We start from the raw sequence: 19675 nt of genomic DNA, 5'->3' as shown, positions 1-19675 counted from the left end.
ATTAAAAATTTAAATTGAATGATAATCCATAATTAGTTCTTCCCGTAAACTGATCGTATTTAAAATTGGGTTTCATGGAAAGGTCGTTGCTTACATTAAATTGCTGTAAATGCGCATCTACGTTGGCATCTACAATATTTAAAATATAAAAAGCGGCGGTGACTAAAATGGATATTTCTTTATTTCTTCTAAAGTGTTTTTGAGCATTGATTAAAGCATCATTGTCCAGTCTATCTTGAAATTCGTCATCATTATAACCGGCCAGTCTTCTTTTGTAGGCATCGCGGTAACGGTTATACTGCTTGTCGTTTTCAATATAGAAATAAACACTAGTACCTAAAGCTCCATAAACTATAGGTAACTTCCAATAACTACCATTGTAAATCTGACCCAATCCCGGAAAAATAGCAGAGAAAAAAGCGGCTTTTGCTGGAGCTAATGGATTGTATTCTTTAAAATTACCTTGAATACTATCCACTTTAGCAATGCTTTGTGTTCTTAATGCTAACGAATCTTGTTGTGCAAAAACTTTACTAAATGTGAATAGGCTAATGCAAAGGAAAAATAACAGTTTAAGCTTCACCCTGAATTAATTTTTTAAGGCGTTTAAAATCTTCTTCTGAAGAGAACGGAATGATTAGTTTTCCATTGCCTTTTTTGTTCACTTTTACATCAACTTTTGCACCAAAGTATTCAGAAAAATCTTTTACGGTGGTTTTTATTTCTTTAGGAACGCTCGGGGTAGAAGCTTTTTCTTTTCCTAAGTTCTTTCCATGTTTTTGGTACGATCTTACTAATTGTTCTGTCGCTCTTACCGAAAGAGATTCTTCAATTATTTGTTCGTAAATTTTAAGTTGAATTTCATCATCTTCTACATTAATTAAAGTACGCCCGTGTCCCATAGAAAGGAAACCATCTCGCATTCCGGTTTGAATAATCGGGTCTAACTTTAATAAACGAAGGTAATTGGCTATGGTCGATCTATTTTTTCCAATACGATCACTCAGTTGTTCTTGGGTAAGATCTATTTCATCGATTAAACGTTGGTAAGAAAGTGCAATTTCAATTGGATCTAAATCTTGTCGCTGAATATTCTCTACCAACGCCATTTCTAAAGATTCCTGATCATTGGCAATCCTGATGTAAGAAGGAATGGTCTTTAAACCTACCAATTTAGAGGCGCGGTAACGACGCTCCCCGGAAACAAGTTGGTATTTATTAAAATCTATTTTTCTTACGGTAATGGGTTGAATAACTCCCAACTCTCGAATAGAGGTGGCCAATTCTTGCAGCGCATCTTCGTTAAAGCTAGTTCTGGGCTGAAAAGGATTTACTTCTATAGATTCGATATCCAGTTCAACAATATTTCCTACAACTTTATCTGCGTTTTTATCTTTAGCCGACTTAATATCGTTATCGGGATCTTTCAATAAAGCTGAAAGTCCACGTCCTAACGCTTGTTTCTTCGTTGCCTTCGCCATAAACCTTACTTGTTTTTCTTTATAATTTCTTCAGCTAAACTTAAATAATTATTGGCTCCACGGCTTCCTGCATCATAGTTAATAATGCTTTCACCATAACTAGGAGCTTCGCTTAAGCGTACGTTACGCTGAATAATAGTTTCAAAAACCATCGCTTCAAAATGCTTCTTCACTTCATCTACCACTTGATTGGAAAGACGTAAGCGGGAATCGTACATCGTGAGTAAAAGCCCTTCTATATCTAATTTGTTGTTATGTATTTTTTGTACGCTTTTTATGGTATTCAATAACTTTCCTAAACCTTCAAGAGCAAAATACTCACATTGAATCGGGATAATTACAGAATCTGAAGCGGTTAAAGCATTTAATGTTAATAAGCCAAGTGAGGGTGCACAATCAATTAAAATGAAATCGTATTTTTCCTTTAATTGAATGATTGCTTTTTTAAGCATTGATTCCCGTTGATCTTGATCGACTAATTCTATTTCAATAGCCACTAAATCTATATGTGCCGGGATAATATCTACGTTAGGAGAATTGGTTGCGGTAATCGCCTCTTCAGCTTTTAAGGTATGTTCCAAGAGCTGATAAGTCCCGACTTCCACATTTTCTACATCAATTCCTAAACTGGAACTAGCATTGGCCTGTGGATCGGCATCAATTAACAAAACTTTTTTTTCCAGTACCCCTAAAGCGGCAGCTAAATTAACCGAAGTAGTGGTTTTACCTACTCCGCCTTTCTGGTTAGCAATTGCAATGATTTTGCCCATTAATTATTTAAGATTTAGACGGTAAAAATACGATTTATTATTCCAATTGAAAACGCTTGAATGAATAACTTAAAGATGTTTTTTTAACAATTGGGGTTAATTATTTGTTTTTCTTTTTTCTAATCATTTCTTCGAGCATATCCCACATCTCTTCAGGTACTTCTTCCAGTAGGTTAAATTGTCCGGCTCCTTTTAACCATTCACCACCATCAATGGTAATTACTTCTCCATTTACATAGGCTGAAAAGTCTGAAACCAAATAAGCGGCAAGATTGGCAAGTTCTTGATGTTCACCTACACGTTTGAGCGGAACTTTTTTAGCCAAGTCAAATTTTTCTTTTAAATCTCCGGGTAAAAGTCGATCCCAAGCACCTTTTGTAGGGAAAGGACCTGGAGCAATGGCATTAAATCTTATTCCGTATTTTGCCCATTCAACAGCAAGCGAACGCGTCATCGCCAAAACCCCAGCCTTTGCTGTTGCCGAAGGAACTACATAAGCAGAACCTGTCCAAGCATAAGTGGTGACAATATTTAAAACGGTTTTATCTTTTTCTTTTTTATCAATCCAATGTTTACCAAAAGCTAACGTGCAGTTTTTACTTCCTTTTAAAACAATGTCAATAATGGTGTCGAAAGCATTGGTTGAAAGTCGCTCGGTGGGAGAGATAAAGTTTCCTGCAGCATTGTTTAGTAAAACATCTACACTTCCCATTTGGGAAATGGCCTCATCCTTCATTTTTTCAACTTCATCGTAATTTCTTACATCACACTGAATTGCATAACATTTGCTTCCGGTTTCTCCTTCTAATTCTTTAGCAGTATTTTGAAGTTTTTCTAAGTTTCGGGAAGTAATAGCTACTTGTGCTCCTAATTCTAAAAAGTATTTGGTCATGGCTTTTCCTAAACCACTTCCGCCACCGGTAACCACAATATTTTTATTTTTTAGGGCGTCATCACGCAACATTTTTTGTTGAAAGTTCATAAGAATTGTTTTTAGTAAAGCTAATCAATTAATTTGAAATTTTAATTGATAATTAGATAACAAAGGTAACATTGAGATAAGTAATAGTTATGGTTTATTTGATAATAAGCTAAAATAGATCATTTAGAGGAAGGGTAAATTGGCTGCAAAATAAAACCCTTTTTTTATGAAAAAAAATTATCTTTTTTTACTACTTATCATCGGTGTTGGTAAGCTAATGGCACAAGAGTTACACCCTTATCTACAAGCGGTAACCCCAAACTCTATTTATGTAAACTGGAAAACTTCTTCAGACTCAGAATCGGTAGTCGAGTATGGTTTGTCTGAAAGTGATTTGAACGTAACTGTAACTGGTAATACCAATATTTTTACAGATGCCGGCTACCCGGGTAATTACTATTACCATTCCGTTAAATTAGTGAACCTATCACCTAATACACGTTATTTTTATAGAACTAAGACCGGAAGTAATTATTCTGAAATAGCATCGTTTAAAACACTTCCCAATCCTGGGGAAGCAGCCACAGAAGACGGTCACATTCGTTTCTTAATTATGGGGGATAACCAATTAAAAAATGAGCCTCGTTATGATTCTTTAGTTTCTGCAGCGAAGCGTAAGATAATTCAGAAATACGGTGGTTCGCCAGAAGAGAATATTGCTCTTACTTTTATGGTAGGAGATCAAGTAGATGTAGGTACTTTAGATCATTATGATAATGTTCATTTTAAAAAGAATAGGAAACTTTCTAAGTTTTTATCTATTCAAACTACAGTTGGTAATCACGAAACCTACGGTACTTTAGGGATGCAAGCTTATTACGATCATTTTTATTTGGATGATTTTGAATATCAAGGAATTTCTTCTGGAACAGAAAATTATTATGTCTACCAAGCTGGAAATGTATTGTTTATAAGTTTAAGTTCAGAGCATACCGGGACTTCACAAACAGCTTGGCTACAGTCTGTAATTAACGCAGCAGAAGATGACAGTTCTGTAGATTGGATTTTCTCGCTAAGTCATAGACCTTATCAAGCAGAACAATATGTAGGTGATATTTCTCAATGGATAAGAAATACGGCGGTACCCATGCTTACACAAACCGATAAATTTGTATTGCATATTGGCGCCCATCATCACTTATACCATCGTGGACAGTTAAAAGATGATAAAGTTTATAATATTATTTCAGGGGGAACCGCGTGGGATCAATATTGGGGAATGTCTACTGAAGAAGATTTTGAAGACGTACAAAAAACAATTTCTAATTGGATGTATCAAATAGTAGATATAGATGTGGTTAATGGTAAAATGGATGTAGAAAGTTATTCTATAGGAAGTATTTTTCAGTGGAAAAATAATCAATTAATGGATGAGTTCCATTTTTATAAAAATCAAGCTGCACCAGAGCAGCCAACTATAGAAACCCAGTTAGGTTCAGAGGTAAGCTTACCTTTAGAGATTCAAGGCTCTGATTTTTCAACTTCAACAGGAGAATTATTAAATACTACCGAATTTTTAATTGCTAAAGATCAAGAGTTTAATATCATCGAGAAAGATATTTATAGAGATTACGAAAATTTATACGGAATGTATGAACAGCAAAGTGATTCTACTGTAGATATTAATCAAGGAGTAGATATAACCAAAATAGAATTTGCAGAGAATGAAATTCCAAATGGTCAGTATTTCGTAAAACTTCGGTATAGAGATAGAAACTTAGCATGGTCTCCTTGGAGTGAAACAGAAACCTTTACTGTAACAGGAAGTAATTACGTAGAAACAGCAATTACTCTAGATTCCGAAAATTTAGAATATGCACTTGATGCTCCTATAGGGGTGAATTATTTAGATGCTCCAGCAGCTAATACTACTTGGATAGGTATTTATAAAGATGAAAATGAACCAGGGAGTAATTCTCCTTCAGAACTATGGAGTTATACAGATGGAAATTCAAGCGGTACCATTACATTTTCTCAAGGTCTAAGTGAGGCAGGAATGTATTATGCCGTTATTTTCGAAAATGATAGTTATTCAGAAATTGCTCCAAGACAGTATTTTTATGTAGGGCAAACTCCAGAGTTGACAGTAAGTGAAGAAGAATATGCTGAAGGAGATCCTGTGGAGATTTCTTTTAGTAATGGTCCACAATTAAGTAATGATTGGATAGGGATTTATAAAATGGGGCATACACCGGGTAATATTGCTTCAACAGCTTGGAGTTATGTTAACGGGAGTTCACAAACACTTACATTTAATAATTTAGAAAAAGGATATTACTATGCTGAATATTTTATTGAGGATGGCTATAATTCAATAGGTAATAAAGTATTTTTTAAAGTAGGAGAATTAGTGACAGATTTATGGATAAACGAATCTGTATATGATTTAGGAGAAGAGATTGTAACCTCTTGGACAGATGCCCCGGGAATAATTAAAGATTGGTTAGGTATATATCACGAAGGTGATGATCCTAACATCGATCCATTAATTAGCTATACTTATTTTGACGGTCAAGCTGAAGGTACTGCTACCTTAGAAGGTGAAGCTTTACCTACCGAAGAAGGGAACTATTTTGTAGTAATGTTTACAAACGATTCTTATAATGAAGTTTCTAACCGTGTGAATTTTGAAGTTGTGGGAGATTTATCCAATTCAGAATATAAGATAGATCACGGAATAAAAGTATATCCAAATCCGGCTAATGGTAAAAGTCAAACAATGATTCAATCCCAGTATCCTATAGAAAAAATTGAATTGTTCGATACTACCGGTAAGCTTTTATATGCTACAGAAAATGTAAATAATGCAAAATATTCTATGATGACACAAGAATTGTCAAGTGGATTGTATATTATTAAAATTCATTCAAGAAAACTATATACTGTAAAATTAGTAGTAGAGTAGGTAGTTGTAAGTTAAAATTATTTCTAAAAATAAAATCCCCTGTACAGGGGATTTTTTATGTGTTCATTTTCAGCTTCTATAGTGATATAAATATATATAATAACACCAGTATCAGAATTATTGAGTTATAAACTCTATGGTTTCTGTAGATTGATTTTCGTTATCGGTTTCTATAGTCCTTTTTGTGTAAAAATTATTTTCCGAAGTATCTAACTCTAGTGAAGCATCTACTTCATAAGTAGATAAATGGGTAGAGAATTCTAATTTTTTGATCTCTTCAATAGTGGCAGATGGACTTCCTAATATTTCACTACACTTTAATCTTCTTATTCTTTTACCATAAGAATTATCTAAAATATGAGCCTTAGTATTTTTAATTTCAGAATAAGTAATGTTAGTGGACTCACCATTGCTCATTTCGATTGAAATTAAATTATCGTTTTCATCGTAACTAAATTTGTTTTCAAAATCCATCACCTCATCCAAATCAATATCAAGCCCAGCTTTGATTACGTTATTGTGATCATCAAATTTTAAAATATATCTTTGGTGAATAGAAGAATTTTCATCATCAAAATTTCCGGTCAAAATTTGAAAATAATCTATATTATTTTCTTTGTGAACAATTTGATAATATCGATTAACTTTTTCCCAGTAAAAACCAGTAAAGTTATTATTTTCATCATAGAATAAGTCCTGCTTAGTAGCCTCATCTGATTCTCTCATTGGATAGATGCTGATTAGCTTATTGTTAGAATAAACATACTGTTGGAATTCATCTTCAGATTTTAATTCATTATCAAAGTATGTTTTTAATTGATAATCATGAAATTTGCCATCGATAATTTCACCAGTTTTTATTTTCTTAAAACTTTCAATACCATCAATTTCAGGTCTGTCGTAAGTTTCTATATAAGATGTGAAAATGGAAGAAGAGTGATCTACAATAGTAGGATCATTATCATCAGAAGAACAAGAAATAAAAAGAACAATAGAGAATGTGAACAAAAGGCTTTTCATAATAGGTTAATTTTGTTTTATAGTTATAACCTATAACGTTAAATGTTTTTAGTTTATTCTACCGAATCAATTAAAATCTCTAAAATTTTAATTGCGGTTTCGCTAATTTTAGTTCCGGGACCAAACACCGCAACAGCACCGGCATCAAATAAATATTGATAATCTGCAGAAGGAATCACCCCTCCCACAATCACCATGATATCTTCGCGGCCGTGTTTTTTCAATTCTTCAATTACCTGGGGAACTAAGGTTTTATGTCCGGCAGCTAAAGATGAAACCCCTAACGTGTGAACATCGTTTTCTACTGCTTGTTTGGCGGCTTCTTGTGGGGTTTGAAATAATGGCCCAATATCTACATCAAATCCTACATCGGCATAACCAGTGGCAACTACTTTGGCTCCACGATCATGACCATCTTGTCCCATTTTTGCAATCATAATTCGAGGTCGGCGACCTTCTAATTCTGCAAATTGATTCGCTAGTTCTTTTGCTTTTTTAAACGATTTATCGTCTTTAATTTCTTTACTGTACACGCCACTAAAAGATTTGGTTTGTGCTTTATGCCTTCCGTAAATTTTTTCTAAAGCCATACTAATTTCTCCAATACTGGCACGTTCACGAGCAGCATCTATCGCTAATGCTAAGAGATTTCCTTCTTCTTTTTTAGCAGCTTCGGTTAATTTAGTTAAAGCTTGTTGTACCTTTTCTTCATTACGACTAGCCTTCATTTCTACCAATCGAGCAATTTGTTGTTTACGAACGGTTTGATTATCGACTTCTAAGGTTACGATGGGGTCTTCTTTTTCACGTCGGTATTTATTTACCCCTACAATAATATCTTGACCGCTATCAATTCGCGCTTGTTTTCTTGCCGCAGCTTCTTCAATACGAAGTTTCGGGATTCCTTTTTCAATCGCTTTGGTCATTCCGCCTAATTCTTCCACTTCTTCAATCAATTTCCATGCTTTCTGAGAGATTTCATCAGTAAGTTTTTCTACGTAGTAACTACCCGCCCAAGGATCTACTGTTTTTGTAATTTCAGTTTCGTCTTGTAAATACAATTGAGTGTTTCTCGCGATTCTTGCTGAAAAATCGGTAGGTAAAGCAATCGCTTCATCTAAAGCATTGGTATGTAAACTTTGCGTTCCACCAAAAGCTGCTGCGGAAGCCTCAATACAAGTTCGAGCTACATTATTAAACGGATCTTGTTCGGTTAAACTCCATCCACTGGTTTGACAATGTGTTCTTAGAGAAAGTGATTTTTGATTTTTTGGGTTGAATTGCTTTACCAATTTAGCCCATAACATTCTTCCGGCTCGCATTTTGGCAATTTCCATAAAATGATTCATGCCAATAGCCCAGAAAAAGGAAAGACGTGGAGCAAAACTATCGATGTCCATTCCCGCTTCAAGTCCTTTTCTAATGTATTCCAATCCGTCGGCCAAGGTGTATGCCAATTCAATATCACAAGTGGCTCCGGCCTCTTGCATATGATATCCGGAAATACTAATGCTGTTGAATCTTGGCATATTCTTCGAGCTATACTCAAAAATATCAGAGATGATTTTCATCGATGGAGTAGGTGGATAAATGTAGGTGTTTCGCACCATAAACTCCTTGAGAATATCATTTTGAATGGTTCCTGAAAGCTGTTCAGGTTGAACACCTTGCTCTTCGGCAGCAACAATATAAAACGCCATGATAGGTAGTACCGCTCCATTCATCGTCATAGAAACCGACATTTTATCAAGCGGAATCTGATCGAAAAGAATTTTCATATCTTCTACCGAATCAATTGCCACTCCTGCTTTACCAACATCACCTATTACACGTTCATGATCACTATCGTAACCGCGATGCGTTGCTAAATCGAAAGCTACCGAAAGGCCTTTTTGTCCGGCTGCCAGGTTTCTTCTATAGAACGCATTACTTTCTTCGGCCGTAGAAAACCCTGCATATTGTCTAATTGTCCACGGTCTTCTTACGTACATCGTAGAGTAAGGTCCACGTAAGAACGGAGAGATTCCGGCAACAAAGTTAAGGTGCTCTAAATTTTCTACGTCTTCTTTCGTATAGACTTTTTTAATCTTGATTTTCTCTGGTGTAGTAAATACTTCTTCCTCAAAATTTTGAATTTTTAATTCTGAATTTTGAAGCTTTATATGTTGAAGGTCTTTTCGAGCCATTTTTTATATTGATTTTCCGTCGTTCTGATTTAATCCAGTAATTTTTCTACTGAAATATCTTCGTCTAGTTCTTGCCAATGAATTCCTTCTCCTTTACCAATAAAACGCCAATTATTCAGTTGTTCTGGAGTTGCGTTCCGTAATCGGGGAAACCATTCTAACGGAACGGAAAGCTCTCTTCCATCTTCTAAAAAGACAGTCATTTTATCTTTTGAAAAGGAAACCTCTACAGCAAATTTTGATTTGTTAATTGTTAAAATACTCATTCCATTGTTGAATTAAAAATTCTGAATTTTCTACTACTAATTTACGGATTTCTGAAATTTCTGAAGCTTTAAATCTTCTCGTATATATTATTTCGATAGGTTGAAGGTTAAATTTTGCTGTTTTCTCATCTTTTTCAATATGAATGGGCAAATGTTCATTTGAATAAAAGAAAAAACGATATCCATTAATTCTTAATACTGTTGGCATTACTTTTTATTTTCCATTTTCATTTGATAGAGATCAAAACCTTTAGCCCAGAAATCCTTTTCAATTTTTTCAAGTTCGAATCCCATTTTCTCATAAAACTTATAAACTATCTGTGTTGTTCGTACAATGATTAGTTCAATATTCGGATTTTTACTTAAAAGATTAATTCGGTGTTGTATTAATTTTTTTCCTATCCTTTTTCTTTGACTTTTAGAGGAAATCATATCCCAAGAAATACGAGCCATTTTTTGGTCTATAAAATAATTGATGCCACCAGCCCCAATAATTTCAGAATTTTCTTCATAAACAAAGTAATCCTCGATTTCATTTTCAAGGTATTTCTCAAAATCAACTTCCTCAGATGGAGCAAAATATTCTGGAGTATTTTGTTTCAACAAATGAATTGTTTTTGACTTGTCATTATTTGAATACTTTCTTATCACTCTGTTGATAGCAGTATTTTTAATTAATATATTGAAGAAATTATTCCTTTTTCAAGCGTTCTTGTTCACTTTTTTCTGCGAGTCTTTTCTGAATAATCGGCTTTAAAAGCGTTTTTCTTTCATTTTTTTGTAAAAAAGGAGACTTTTCTAAATCTGCCTTCATTTTATCTTCCGGGTTTTGGTATTTGTTGGTACCTACCAAGGTTTTTTCAGCTTTATTAAATTGCGCCAATTCCTTATCGGCACTTTCTTTAATTTTTCGCTGAATCGTTCCTTCTTTTAGAGAGGTAATCCAACCACCGGATTTTTCAATCGATTTGAAGACCACTAAAGCTTTTTCAGCTAATTGGGAGGTGATCTCTTCTACATAATAACTACCATCACTAGCATTGGCTACTTTATCAAAATAACTTTCTTCTTTTAAAATTAAGAGTTGATTGCGGGCTATTCTTCTTCCAAAATCATTATCGTCGTGATAGATATCATCGTAAGGCAGATTACAAACCCAATCGGCACCTCCTAAAATAGCACTCATACTCTCCGTAGTGGTACGCAACATATTTACGTTGTAATCGTAAATGGTTTTGTTCCGCTTTGTTGGGAAAGCTAAAATTTGAATGCTTAAAGGAGCTTCATAAGCTTCAGTTATACTTGCGTATAACTTACGTAAAGCTTTCAGCTTGGCTATCTCAAAGAAATAATTGGAACCTACGGAAACTTTAAAAATAGGTTGAAAGTCTTTTAATTGCTGCGGAAAATGTTCATTTAAGTGATTTAAATATTCATTCACGTGTGCCATCGAATAGGCCAATTGCTGAACGATATTGGCACCTGCATTTTGATAAATGGAAGTATCGACACTTATACTGACTGGTATTTCTTTATTCAACTGAATAAATTCCGCTAATAGTTGATGATCTTCTTGTTGATTGCTGAACCAGTTTCCGGTAGCTGAAAGGTTTCCGATAATATCGACACCAACTGAAATTTGATGTTTTTTACCCTGAACAAATTCTTTGAGTTGTTGAGGCGTTTCTTTCGACAAAAATTGAAAATCGAGAAATACCGGAGTCTTTTCGATATCGATTTCGGTTAATAACTTTGAAAAATCGATTTCAGCCGTAGGAATTACTATCCATAAGGCTTCCGCTCCTTTTTCTAAGCTTTCTAAAAGTGAAGCGGCTTCAGTATTTTCAGAAACTACAAAGCGTTCGATAATATTCCAGTTTTGAGGTGGAGTAGGAGCTTGGCTGGCTTGAAAATTGTCTTGATGATAAAATGGTTTTACATCGATGCCTTCATTGCTATGAAAAATAAGACTTTCATAAGCGGCCCCTTTTAAATCTACCTGAATTTTTTGTTTCCACTCTTTGGCAGAAACCTCTTTAAAATCTTCAAATAATTTTTTACTCATTTTCCTCGTTCTTTTTCAAGCTATCTTCATATTCAATTATAAAAATTTCTTCTCCTTCACGCTTCATAAAATATTCTTCCCGTGCAAATTTTTCCAGTTCGTCAGAATCATTCAATCCTTCAATGATAGCTTTGTCTTTATTTATTTCTTTTTGGTAATAGGCTTTGTTATTGTTGAGTGCATCTAATTCTTCATCGAGTTCACGATGTACTAACCAACTATTGCTATCGAGAAAAAACATCCAGACACCAAACACCAAAATTATAAGCACATATTTATTGCTTATAATTTTAAACCAACGTTTCTCGCGAAGCTCTTTAAAACCCATAAAACGAATATACGAAATTAGTCTAAGCGTTCCCTGATAATGGTCTGAACAATATCAACAGCTACGGTATTATAACGATTGTTGGGAATAATAATATCGGCAAATTCTTTTGTAGGTTCGATAAATTGTTGGTGCATAGGTTTTAAGGTAGTTTGGTAGCGGTTTAAAACCTCGTCTAAATCACGTCCGCGTTCTTTCATATCCCGTTTTAGGCGTCTAATTAAGCGCTCATCACTATCGGCGTGTACGTAAATCATAATATCAAAAAGTTCCCGAAGCTCAGGATGGGTAAGAATTAAAATTCCTTCGACCAACATTACTTTTTTAGGTGGCGTTTCAATGGTTTCACCAGTACGGTTATGTTCTTTAAATGAATAAACCGGCTGTGGAATAGATTCTCCCGCTCTTAATTGTTTTAAATGTTTGGTGAGTAAATCAAAATCGATGGATTTTGGATGGTCAAAATTAATTTTGGTCCGCTCATCGTAGCTAAGATTACTCGTGTCCCGATAGTAAGAGTCTTGTGAGATTACTTCTACTTCTTCGTGTTGTAGTTCATCGACAATAGTGTTTACTACGGTTGTTTTTCCGCTTCCGGTTCCTCCGGCAATCCCGATAATGAGCATAATTTCAAATTTTTCAGCAAAATTAACGAATTATTAAAATTATGAAATAACAATATGGTATTCTTATTAACGAATTTTGATAGGTTTGTTTTTGTCAGGTCGAGCGGAGTCGAGACTTAGGGCTTACAATTGAGTAATTAGAATTTATTTATTTAAAAGGTTAACTAAAATGATGTGATTTTATAAAAAAGGAATTTAATTTTAATCTAGAATCGGAGGCGTAAAAATGATTTACCTTAATGTGATGAGGCTGTCTAAAAAGATGATTTTCGTCAACCTAAACGTGTTTAGGTTCTCCTACTAAATTGATCATTAGCAGGATGAGATTCTGAATTAAATTCAGAATGACGATTTTTGACCCTTTTTATACAGCCTCATGAAGTTTTTATCAACCCAACAACCTTCTTTTCTGTCGAAGTAAAAACAATTTTAAATGATAAAGAACATACGATTTTTCATGTTCTTTGGCGGTATTGTGACGTTGGTTGAAGCTAGTTAACGCAGCTTCTAAATCGCCTTTCGCATCAATGATTTGCCAGAATTTTTTGAAATCTTCCTGAATGCTTTCAAGATGAATAGTTAGGTGTTGCGGTTGATGTTTTAAAAAGGATTGGATATTTGCGGTTACCGTATCTACATAATCATAGCAAAGCTGAAGTTGTTCTTCTTTAGAAAGTGTTTCCGGTGGATTCATTTTTATTCCTCCTGCATAAGCATCAACTATACTTTTCTTTTTGAGAAAACGCTTGCTGAAGCTTTTTGCGGTTTTATCGCGGTCTCGTTTTAAATGTACATAAAAAACTTGATCGGGAAATTTCTGTTCTAATTCTCCTAAATGCCAGCTTAAATGGTTGTCGGCTTCAATATGATTTTCGGGATATTCAAAGCGTGCCGAACCTAATTTTTGCGATCGGGTTTCGTGACCGCATGTAAAATTGGTCATGTACATACAAGCTTCTACAAAACTGAAAGAGCCACAACGTCCCGTACCTAAAACAAAAATGTGCATTGAAAACTGAATTTGGTTTCAAAAATAAGTAAAGAAATCATAACCATTCTCTCTTTTTTAACTTAGGTTAAAAAAGCTACTTCCTCTTTTCTCGGCAAGTGGCTTTTTTGTGCGTTATTCTGAATTTATTTAACTACGTTGAATCTTCGATTTCAGAATCTTATCTCTTACTATTCAAAAAAACATAATGAGACCCTGAATTAAGTTCAGTGTGACGAAACTAAACTAAACTTCTCAACTTAAAAACTAATAGCTAAGCATTAATGATGATGCCCGCCGCCTTCACCTTTTTCTCCTTCGGCTTGTAAATAATAAGCATTATTGAGAGCAAATAGGGTTGCTTGAGGTTGTTTTTCAAGTAACTGAATGGCTGTCCAGCTTCCATCGGTTTTTCCGGTTTTTACTTCAAGTGGAGAAAAATTCCATTCGTTCTCATTTTTTTCAGCTTTATAAATATAGAAACGATCTCCGTTTTTTACAATGGCACTCTCAGGAATGGCAGTGGTGGTTGATTTTTCCGTTAAAATTTTTCCTTGAATGTACATTCCCGGAATAAGATTTCCCTTTTTGTTTTCAATTTCCGCATGAACGTGAACAGCTTTCGGACTTTCTTCAAAGGTTTTACTAATCGAATAAATACTTGCGGTTAGTTCTGTCTCTGGAAGGGATTGAACGGTGAATTTTATTTTTTGTCCTTTTGCAATTTTATGTACGTCTTTTTCATAAACCATTAAATCGGCGTGAACGTGATGTGTATTGATAATTTCAAACAAATCGGTTTGGGGTTGTACATATTGCCCGGTTTTTACTTCTACTTTTTGTACTGCACCTTCAATGGGACTTCTTAAAGCCACACTTTCTTGAATGTTTCCTTTTTCTAGATTATTTAGGTTAATATTTAAAAGTTTTAGTTTCGATTTGAGTCCGCTCACTAATCCTTTTTTAGCTTGATAGTCGGCTTCTGCTTTTTGAAAATTCATCCCGGAACCTACGCCGCCTTCGTATAATTTTTTCTGACGTTGGTATTCTTTTTCTAAATACTTTTGGTTGTGAAAAGCTTCTAAATAATCGGTTTGTAGCTGAATGATATTAGGATGAGATAAATATGCCACTATTTGTCCTTGCTGCACTTCATCACCTTCAATCACTTCAATCTTGACCACATTCGCACCAACAATTGTCGTTACGGTTGCTTCGTTTTGTGGTGGAACTTCTAATGTTCCATTGGCTTCTACAAAACCGCTCATATTTCTATGGCTGAGTGTATCTACTTTTAAACCTAAAGCTTTAGCTTGCTCAAAGGAAAAGTGAATTCCTTCTTCTTCTTCTTCGTGATGTTCTTCTTTTTTTGGAGTAGTTGAATTTTCTTTTTCTTCTGCTGAATTATTTCCGCAGGAAATCAAGAATAAACTGAAAAATATATAGAATAAGGTTTTCATGATTGTTGTATTAAAGGTTATTTCCTGCAAGGTTTTGATAACCTTGTAGGTTTTAATATGATTGAAAAATATACCTACAAGGTCAGAAAAGACCTTGCAGGAGGGGTGATGATTGGTGAAGCTTGAATTTATATTATTCATTTTCAAAATAAGTTAGATCGAATTTTGCGTTGAGGTAATTGTTTATCGCTTTAATAGCGGCAAGTTCTGTTTCGATGGAATTTCGAAGCATTTGGGTAAAAGCCGTATAATCGATCGCACCTTCTTGATATGCCAACAGAGCACCGTTTTGCTGTTCTTGAGCTAACGGTAATGCTTCCTGCAGATAGAAATCTTTCGATTTTTTCCACTTCATAAAGCGTTGTAGACTTTGTTGGTATTGTGTTTTAAGCTGTTGCTTAACAAAATCTGCTTCATTTTGAGCGATTTGTTGCTGAATTTCGGCCGTTTTCACCCGAGTTTTTTCACTTCCCGAAAATAACGGAATTGAAACCCCAGCTTGATAGGTATAAAATCCACTTTGGTTTTGTACTTCTTGTATGCCGTATTGCACATTAAATTTTGGCAGTAAATCGGCTTTGGCAGCTCGGTAATTGGCTTCGGAAGTTTGCATTTTTTGTTGAGCTACTTGAAGTGCCGGATGATTTTCTAAAGATTGTTCAATAACGAATTCATCAGTTGTTAAAATAATCTCATCATCGACACCAAAGGTATTTTCAGTGTTCAACCATAAATTTAGTTTTTGCAATTCAATTAAATAATCGTCGTGTGCTTGCTCTTTCTTAATCGCAATTTGTAAAGCTTGATTTTTAGCAGAAGAAAATTCAAGTTTAGAAATGGCTTCTACTTCATAATTTAATTCAACTGCAGTTTTAAATTTACTATAAATAGAATCTAAACGTTGGTAAAGCTGGAATTTTTGTTTTGCGCTAAAAGCCGATGTCCAAGCTTTTTTTACTTCCCGTTCTACTTCTAATTGAGAAAGAGTTAATGCTTCTTCGGCTAATTTTACTTGAGCTTTCAGTTGTTTGCTTTTAGCCGAAATGCCAAATAGATCGATGTTTTGCTGTCCTATATTGATCCACGTGTAAACACCTTGGTTGTCTTTTACTTCTTCTCCGCTAGTGAAAATTTTTGTGGCTCCTAAATCCCAAACATTAGCTTTTTGCGCTTGTTGTTGGCTTATTGCTAATTTTTTGTTTTTTAATAACGGATAATTCTCTTTAGCGAGCTTAACAGCTTCGTCCATCCCAATTTCAAGTAATGGTTGTTCTTGAGCATTTGCGTTGAAAGGAATTATAAAGAAAAGAAACATTCCCGCAATTGCGGTGGTTTTAAATGAATTTAATTGCCGTTCTTTTCTACGTTCAATCCATTGGTAAAGAATAGGAAGAATAAAAAGCGTGAGTAGGGTAGAAGTAATTAATCCGCCAATCACTACGGTTGCTAAAGGTCGTTGTACTTCAGCCCCTGAAGAAGTAGAAATCGCCATGGGCAAGAAACCTAACACATCGGTTAATGCGGTAAGCATAATTGGGCGAACACGACGTTTGGTTCCTTTTAAAATTCGTTGCGTGAGATTTTTTTCACCTTCTTCTTTTAATTCATTTAACCCGTTGATCATTACCAGACCGTTTAATACGGCAACACCAAAAAGCACGATAAAACCAACTCCGGCAGAAATACTAAAAGGCATATCGCGTAACCAAAGGGCAAAAATTCCGCCAATGGTAGCCATAGGGATAGCGAGGTAAATCATTAAAGTTTCTGAAAAAGATTTTAAGGCGAAATAAATCAAGATAAAAATCAGGACTAATGCAATGGGAACTACCATTTGAAGTCGATTGGAGGCTCGTTCTAAATTTTCAAAAGCACCTCCATAACGAATGTAATAGCCGGAAGGTAAATCGAATTCTTTGTCTAATTTTTGCTGAATATCTTCTACCACCGATTGTACATCCCTGTTTCGAATGTTAATTCCTACATAGGTTCGTCGGTTGGTATTGTCCCGACTAATTTGCATAGGTCCGGGTTGATAGCTAATACTAGCGACTTCCCGTAATGGAATTTGGTTCCCGTTAGGTAAATCTATGTAGAGGTTCTCTACGTTCTGAATGTTTTGACGATGATTTTCATGAAGACGAACTACTAAATCATAACGTTTTTCCCCTTCAAAAATAACTCCGGCTTTTCCACCGGCAAATGCTGTTTGGATAAGTGTATTTAAATCACTGATTTGTAAACCGTATTGTGCCAGTTTATTTCGATTGTAATTCACTGTAATTTGTGGCAATCCTGTAGTGGCTTCTACTTTCATATCTGCCACGCCATCAACGGTAGCAATAATTTTCCCCATTTCTTTGGCCTTATCTGCCAAGACTTGTAAATCTTCCCCAAAAAGTTTGATGGCTACGTCTTCCCGAACGCCCGAAAGCAATTCGTTAAAACGCATTTCGATAGGTTGGGTAAACTCGTATGAAACACCGGGAATCGCGCTAATATCTTTCTTAATTTTAGCGATAAGTTCTTCCTTAGTGTCTGCGGAAGTCCATTCAGATTTTGGTTTTAGGATAATAAACGTATCTGAAATATCCATCGGCATCGGGTCGGTAGGAACATCTGCCACGCCAATCCTACTAATCACAGATTTTACTTCAGGATAATTTGCTTTGATGATTTTTTGAACTTTGGTGGTTGTTTCAATCATTTCTGAAAGTGAACTACCCGGTTTCAAAATCACGTGAAAAGCAATATCACCTTCATCGAGCTGCGGAATGAATTCGCCTCCCATTTTGGTAAAAGTAAAAATGGCTAAAGCTAGAATTAGAACCGAACTAGCCATAATCCATTTTCCTTTAGGAAGACTTTTTTGCAAAGCTTTTTCATAATTACGTTCTACCCAAAATACAAGCTTGTCGCCCCAAGAAGGTTTAGTTTTTTTGGGAACTCTAATAAATAAAGCAGAAATTATTGGAACGTAGGTCAAGCAAAGAATCATTGCTCCAATCATCGCAAAAATAAAGGTAAGTGCCATTGGGCGGAACATTTTACCTTCAACACCTTCTAGTGCTAGAATCGGGATAAAAACAATCATGATAATGAGCTGCCCGAAAAAAGCTGAATTCATCATTTTTTTAGAGGCTTTTGCCGTAATCTTATTTCGATTTTCTGTTGTAACTTGAACTTTATTTTTCTTCACATAAGCGTAAAGGAAAAAGACAGTACTTTCTACTATAATTACGGCGCCGTCTACAATAATTCCAAAATCGATAGCGCCTAAACTCATCAAGTTGGCCCAAACATCGAATATGTTCATTAAAATAAAGGCAAACAATAAAGCTAACGGAATTGTGGAAGCCACGATTAATCCACCACGCCAGTTTCCCAATAAGAGTACAAGAATGAAAATAACAATGAGTCCACCCTCGATAAGGTTATTTTTAATGGTTCCTGTGGTTTCCGCTATGAGATTGCTTCGGTCTAAAAAGGGTTTGATGTGCACACCTTTAGGTAGCGATTTTTCAATTTGCTGCATGCGTTCTTTTACCCGGCTAATCACTTCATTGGAGTTGGCGCCTTTCAGCATTAAAATCATTCCTCCAACCGCTTCGCCTTTTCCATCTTTGGTTAATGCTCCATAGCGAACGGCATTTCCAATTTGCACTTCGGCAACATCTTTGATTTTGATGGGAATTCCGTTTTCATTTTTAATTACCATTTGGCGAATGTCGTCGAGGTTTCTGGCTAAACCTTCACCTCGAATAAAATTAGCTTGATGATTTTTTTCAATATAAGCACCACCGGTATTTTGGTTGTTTTGCTGTAAAGCCGAAAAAACTTCAGAAATACTAATTCCAATCGCTTTGAGTTCTTCAGGATGTACGGAAACTTCGTATTGTTTTATTTTCCCACCAAAAGCATTTACTTCAACTACACCGGGAACGAGTGACATTTGCCTACGAATAATCCAATCTTGAAAACTCCGTAAATCGGTACTGGAATATTTTTTTTCATATTCTTTTTCTACTTCTAGAGTGTATTGGTAAATTTCTCCAAGTCCGGTAGAAATTGGTCCCATGGAAGGTTTGCCAAAGCCTTCCGGAATTTCTTCCTGTACTTCTACTAGTTTTTCAGATACTAATTGTCGCGGAAGATAGGTGCCGGCGTCATCTTCAAATACGATGGTGACGACGGAAAGCCCAAAGCGTGAAACAGAGCGGATTTCTTTTACCTGCGGAAGATTGCTCATCGCTACTTCTACGGGATAGGTAACAAATTGCTCAATATCTTCGGTGCCTAAATTAGGTGCTTGGGTAATTACTTGTACTTGATTATTGGTAATATCAGGATTGGCATCGATAGGAACTTGGCTCATGCTCCAAATTCCAAAACCAATCCACGTAACCATAAACAAACCAATAATCATTTTATTCCGAATGGAAAAATCAATGATTTTGTTAATCATGAATATGTTGTTTTTTATTTTTTAAACTAAATAGGAGGGAAGCAATGTTATTCTCTATTTACATTTTTCTTTGTTGTAAGGTATCGTCAACCTGAACTTGTTTCAGGTTCTCATCCTCAATTTTTTTATTTTA

The 19675-nt window shown here is 35.1% G+C and carries 16 protein-coding genes; 1 reads left to right on the top strand and 15 read right to left on the bottom strand.

Annotated elements, in window-relative coordinates; all coding sequences use genetic code 11:
* Position 1: 1 nt before the first annotated feature.
* The 4 genes from FVB9532_RS14985 to FVB9532_RS14970 all read right to left on the bottom strand — a co-directional run bounded on the left by FVB9532_RS14985 (position 2) and on the right by FVB9532_RS14970 (position 3233).
* Positions 2-583 carry a DUF5683 domain-containing protein gene (locus FVB9532_RS14985; protein WP_150545990.1) on the bottom strand — a complete coding sequence of 194 codons (582 nt, stop codon included), beginning with the start codon at positions 581-583 and terminating at the stop codon, positions 2-4.
* Entirely contained in the window at positions 573-1481 is a 909-nt protein-coding gene (locus FVB9532_RS14980; RefSeq protein ID WP_150545989.1) for a ParB/RepB/Spo0J family partition protein, read from the bottom strand. Before FVB9532_RS14980 ends, FVB9532_RS14985 begins: the two co-directional genes overlap by 11 nt.
* A 5-nt stretch (positions 1482-1486) precedes the next feature.
* Positions 1487-2251: a ParA family protein gene (locus FVB9532_RS14975; RefSeq protein WP_150545988.1), complete on the bottom strand. Its 765-nt coding sequence runs from the start codon at positions 2249-2251 to the stop codon at positions 1487-1489.
* A gap of 100 nt (positions 2252-2351) precedes the next feature.
* On the bottom strand, positions 2352-3233 hold the full coding sequence (locus tag FVB9532_RS14970; RefSeq protein ID WP_150545987.1) for an SDR family oxidoreductase: 882 nt from the start codon (positions 3231-3233) through the stop codon (positions 2352-2354).
* A gap of 166 nt (positions 3234-3399) precedes the next feature.
* On the opposite strand from FVB9532_RS14970, the gene FVB9532_RS14965 reads away from it, so the two are divergent.
* Positions 3400-6138: a fibronectin type III domain-containing protein gene (locus tag FVB9532_RS14965; RefSeq protein ID WP_150545986.1), complete on the top strand. Its 2739-nt coding sequence runs from the start codon at positions 3400-3402 to the stop codon at positions 6136-6138.
* A gap of 117 nt (positions 6139-6255) precedes the next feature.
* Here FVB9532_RS14965 and FVB9532_RS14960 read toward each other — a convergent pair whose 3' ends face one another.
* The 11 genes from FVB9532_RS14960 to FVB9532_RS14910 form a co-directional block, all read right to left on the bottom strand.
* Entirely contained in the window at positions 6256-7158 is a 903-nt protein-coding gene (locus FVB9532_RS14960) for a hypothetical protein (RefSeq protein ID WP_150545985.1), read from the bottom strand.
* A 53-nt stretch (positions 7159-7211) separates the two neighbouring features.
* Positions 7212-9344 (bottom strand): methylmalonyl-CoA mutase, encoded by a 2133-nt coding sequence (gene scpA / locus FVB9532_RS14955; protein ID WP_150545984.1) that lies wholly within the window; start codon positions 9342-9344, stop codon positions 7212-7214.
* Between the two features lie 29 nt (positions 9345-9373).
* A complete protein-coding gene (locus FVB9532_RS14950) occupies positions 9374-9610 on the bottom strand; it encodes a DUF2442 domain-containing protein (RefSeq protein WP_150545983.1) in 237 nt (78 codons plus the stop codon).
* Positions 9591-9818: a DUF4160 domain-containing protein gene (locus FVB9532_RS14945; RefSeq protein ID WP_150545982.1), complete on the bottom strand. Its 228-nt coding sequence runs from the start codon at positions 9816-9818 to the stop codon at positions 9591-9593. The genes FVB9532_RS14950 and FVB9532_RS14945 overlap by 20 nt, the downstream gene beginning before the upstream one ends.
* Positions 9818-10213, bottom strand: a complete 396-nt coding sequence (locus tag FVB9532_RS14940; RefSeq protein ID WP_262714404.1) for a GNAT family N-acetyltransferase — start codon at positions 10211-10213, stop codon at positions 9818-9820. Before FVB9532_RS14940 ends, FVB9532_RS14945 begins: the two co-directional genes overlap by 1 nt.
* Before the next feature lie 88 nt (positions 10214-10301).
* Positions 10302-11675, bottom strand: a complete 1374-nt coding sequence (locus FVB9532_RS14935) for a methylmalonyl-CoA mutase subunit beta (protein ID WP_150545980.1) — start codon at positions 11673-11675, stop codon at positions 10302-10304.
* The gene (locus tag FVB9532_RS14930) at positions 11668-12003 is read right to left on the bottom strand and encodes an FtsB family cell division protein (RefSeq protein ID WP_150545979.1); all 336 of its coding nucleotides are present in this window, start codon (positions 12001-12003) and stop codon (positions 11668-11670) included. The genes FVB9532_RS14935 and FVB9532_RS14930 overlap by 8 nt, the downstream gene beginning before the upstream one ends.
* Positions 12004-12020: 17 nt before the next feature.
* On the bottom strand, positions 12021-12629 hold the full coding sequence (gene udk, locus FVB9532_RS14925; protein WP_150545978.1) for a uridine kinase: 609 nt from the start codon (positions 12627-12629) through the stop codon (positions 12021-12023).
* Positions 12630-13017: 388 nt separating this feature from the next.
* Positions 13018-13638 carry a hypothetical protein gene (locus FVB9532_RS14920; RefSeq protein WP_150545977.1) on the bottom strand — a complete coding sequence of 207 codons (621 nt, stop codon included), beginning with the start codon at positions 13636-13638 and terminating at the stop codon, positions 13018-13020.
* A 260-nt stretch (positions 13639-13898) separates the two neighbouring features.
* Complete coding sequence (locus FVB9532_RS14915; protein ID WP_150545976.1) at positions 13899-15077, bottom strand: efflux RND transporter periplasmic adaptor subunit; 1179 nt, start codon at positions 15075-15077, stop codon at positions 13899-13901.
* A gap of 133 nt (positions 15078-15210) precedes the next feature.
* Complete coding sequence (locus FVB9532_RS14910; RefSeq protein ID WP_150545975.1) at positions 15211-19542, bottom strand: CusA/CzcA family heavy metal efflux RND transporter; 4332 nt, start codon at positions 19540-19542, stop codon at positions 15211-15213.
* Positions 19543-19675 lie beyond the last annotated feature (133 nt).

Origin of the sequence: Mesonia oceanica (assembly GCF_902499555.1) — a bacterium.
In the GTDB taxonomy this organism is placed as follows: Bacteria; Bacteroidota; Bacteroidia; order Flavobacteriales; family Flavobacteriaceae; genus Mesonia; species Mesonia oceanica.
Note: the sequence above shows the minus strand (reverse complement) of the source record. Positions and strands in the feature narration are given on the sequence as shown.

What these genes read in the sequence shown, in the direction of transcription:
- FVB9532_RS14980 (WP_150545989.1), bottom strand. Translation starts at nt 1,481, where the DNA reads ATGGCGAAGGCAACGAAGAAACAAGCGTTAGGACGTGGACTTTCAGCT.
- FVB9532_RS14975 (WP_150545988.1), bottom strand. Translation starts at nt 2,251, where the DNA reads ATGGGCAAAATCATTGCAATTGCTAACCAGAAAGGCGGAGTAGGTAAA.
- FVB9532_RS14970 (WP_150545987.1), bottom strand. Translation starts at nt 3,233, where the DNA reads ATGAACTTTCAACAAAAAATGTTGCGTGATGACGCCCTAAAAAATAAA.
- FVB9532_RS14965 (WP_150545986.1), top strand. Translation starts at nt 3,400, where the DNA reads ATGAAAAAAAATTATCTTTTTTTACTACTTATCATCGGTGTTGGTAAG.
- FVB9532_RS14960 (WP_150545985.1), bottom strand. Translation starts at nt 7,158, where the DNA reads ATGAAAAGCCTTTTGTTCACATTCTCTATTGTTCTTTTTATTTCTTGT.
- scpA (WP_150545984.1), bottom strand. Translation starts at nt 9,344, where the DNA reads ATGGCTCGAAAAGACCTTCAACATATAAAGCTTCAAAATTCAGAATTA.
- FVB9532_RS14950 (WP_150545983.1), bottom strand. Translation starts at nt 9,610, where the DNA reads ATGAGTATTTTAACAATTAACAAATCAAAATTTGCTGTAGAGGTTTCC.
- FVB9532_RS14945 (WP_150545982.1), bottom strand. Translation starts at nt 9,818, where the DNA reads ATGCCAACAGTATTAAGAATTAATGGATATCGTTTTTTCTTTTATTCA.
- FVB9532_RS14935 (WP_150545980.1), bottom strand. Translation starts at nt 11,675, where the DNA reads ATGAGTAAAAAATTATTTGAAGATTTTAAAGAGGTTTCTGCCAAAGAG.
- FVB9532_RS14930 (WP_150545979.1), bottom strand. Translation starts at nt 12,003, where the DNA reads ATGGGTTTTAAAGAGCTTCGCGAGAAACGTTGGTTTAAAATTATAAGC.
- udk (WP_150545978.1), bottom strand. Translation starts at nt 12,629, where the DNA reads ATGCTCATTATCGGGATTGCCGGAGGAACCGGAAGCGGAAAAACAACC.
- FVB9532_RS14920 (WP_150545977.1), bottom strand. Translation starts at nt 13,638, where the DNA reads ATGCACATTTTTGTTTTAGGTACGGGACGTTGTGGCTCTTTCAGTTTT.
- FVB9532_RS14915 (WP_150545976.1), bottom strand. Translation starts at nt 15,077, where the DNA reads ATGAAAACCTTATTCTATATATTTTTCAGTTTATTCTTGATTTCCTGC.
- FVB9532_RS14910 (WP_150545975.1), bottom strand. Translation starts at nt 19,542, where the DNA reads ATGATTAACAAAATCATTGATTTTTCCATTCGGAATAAAATGATTATT.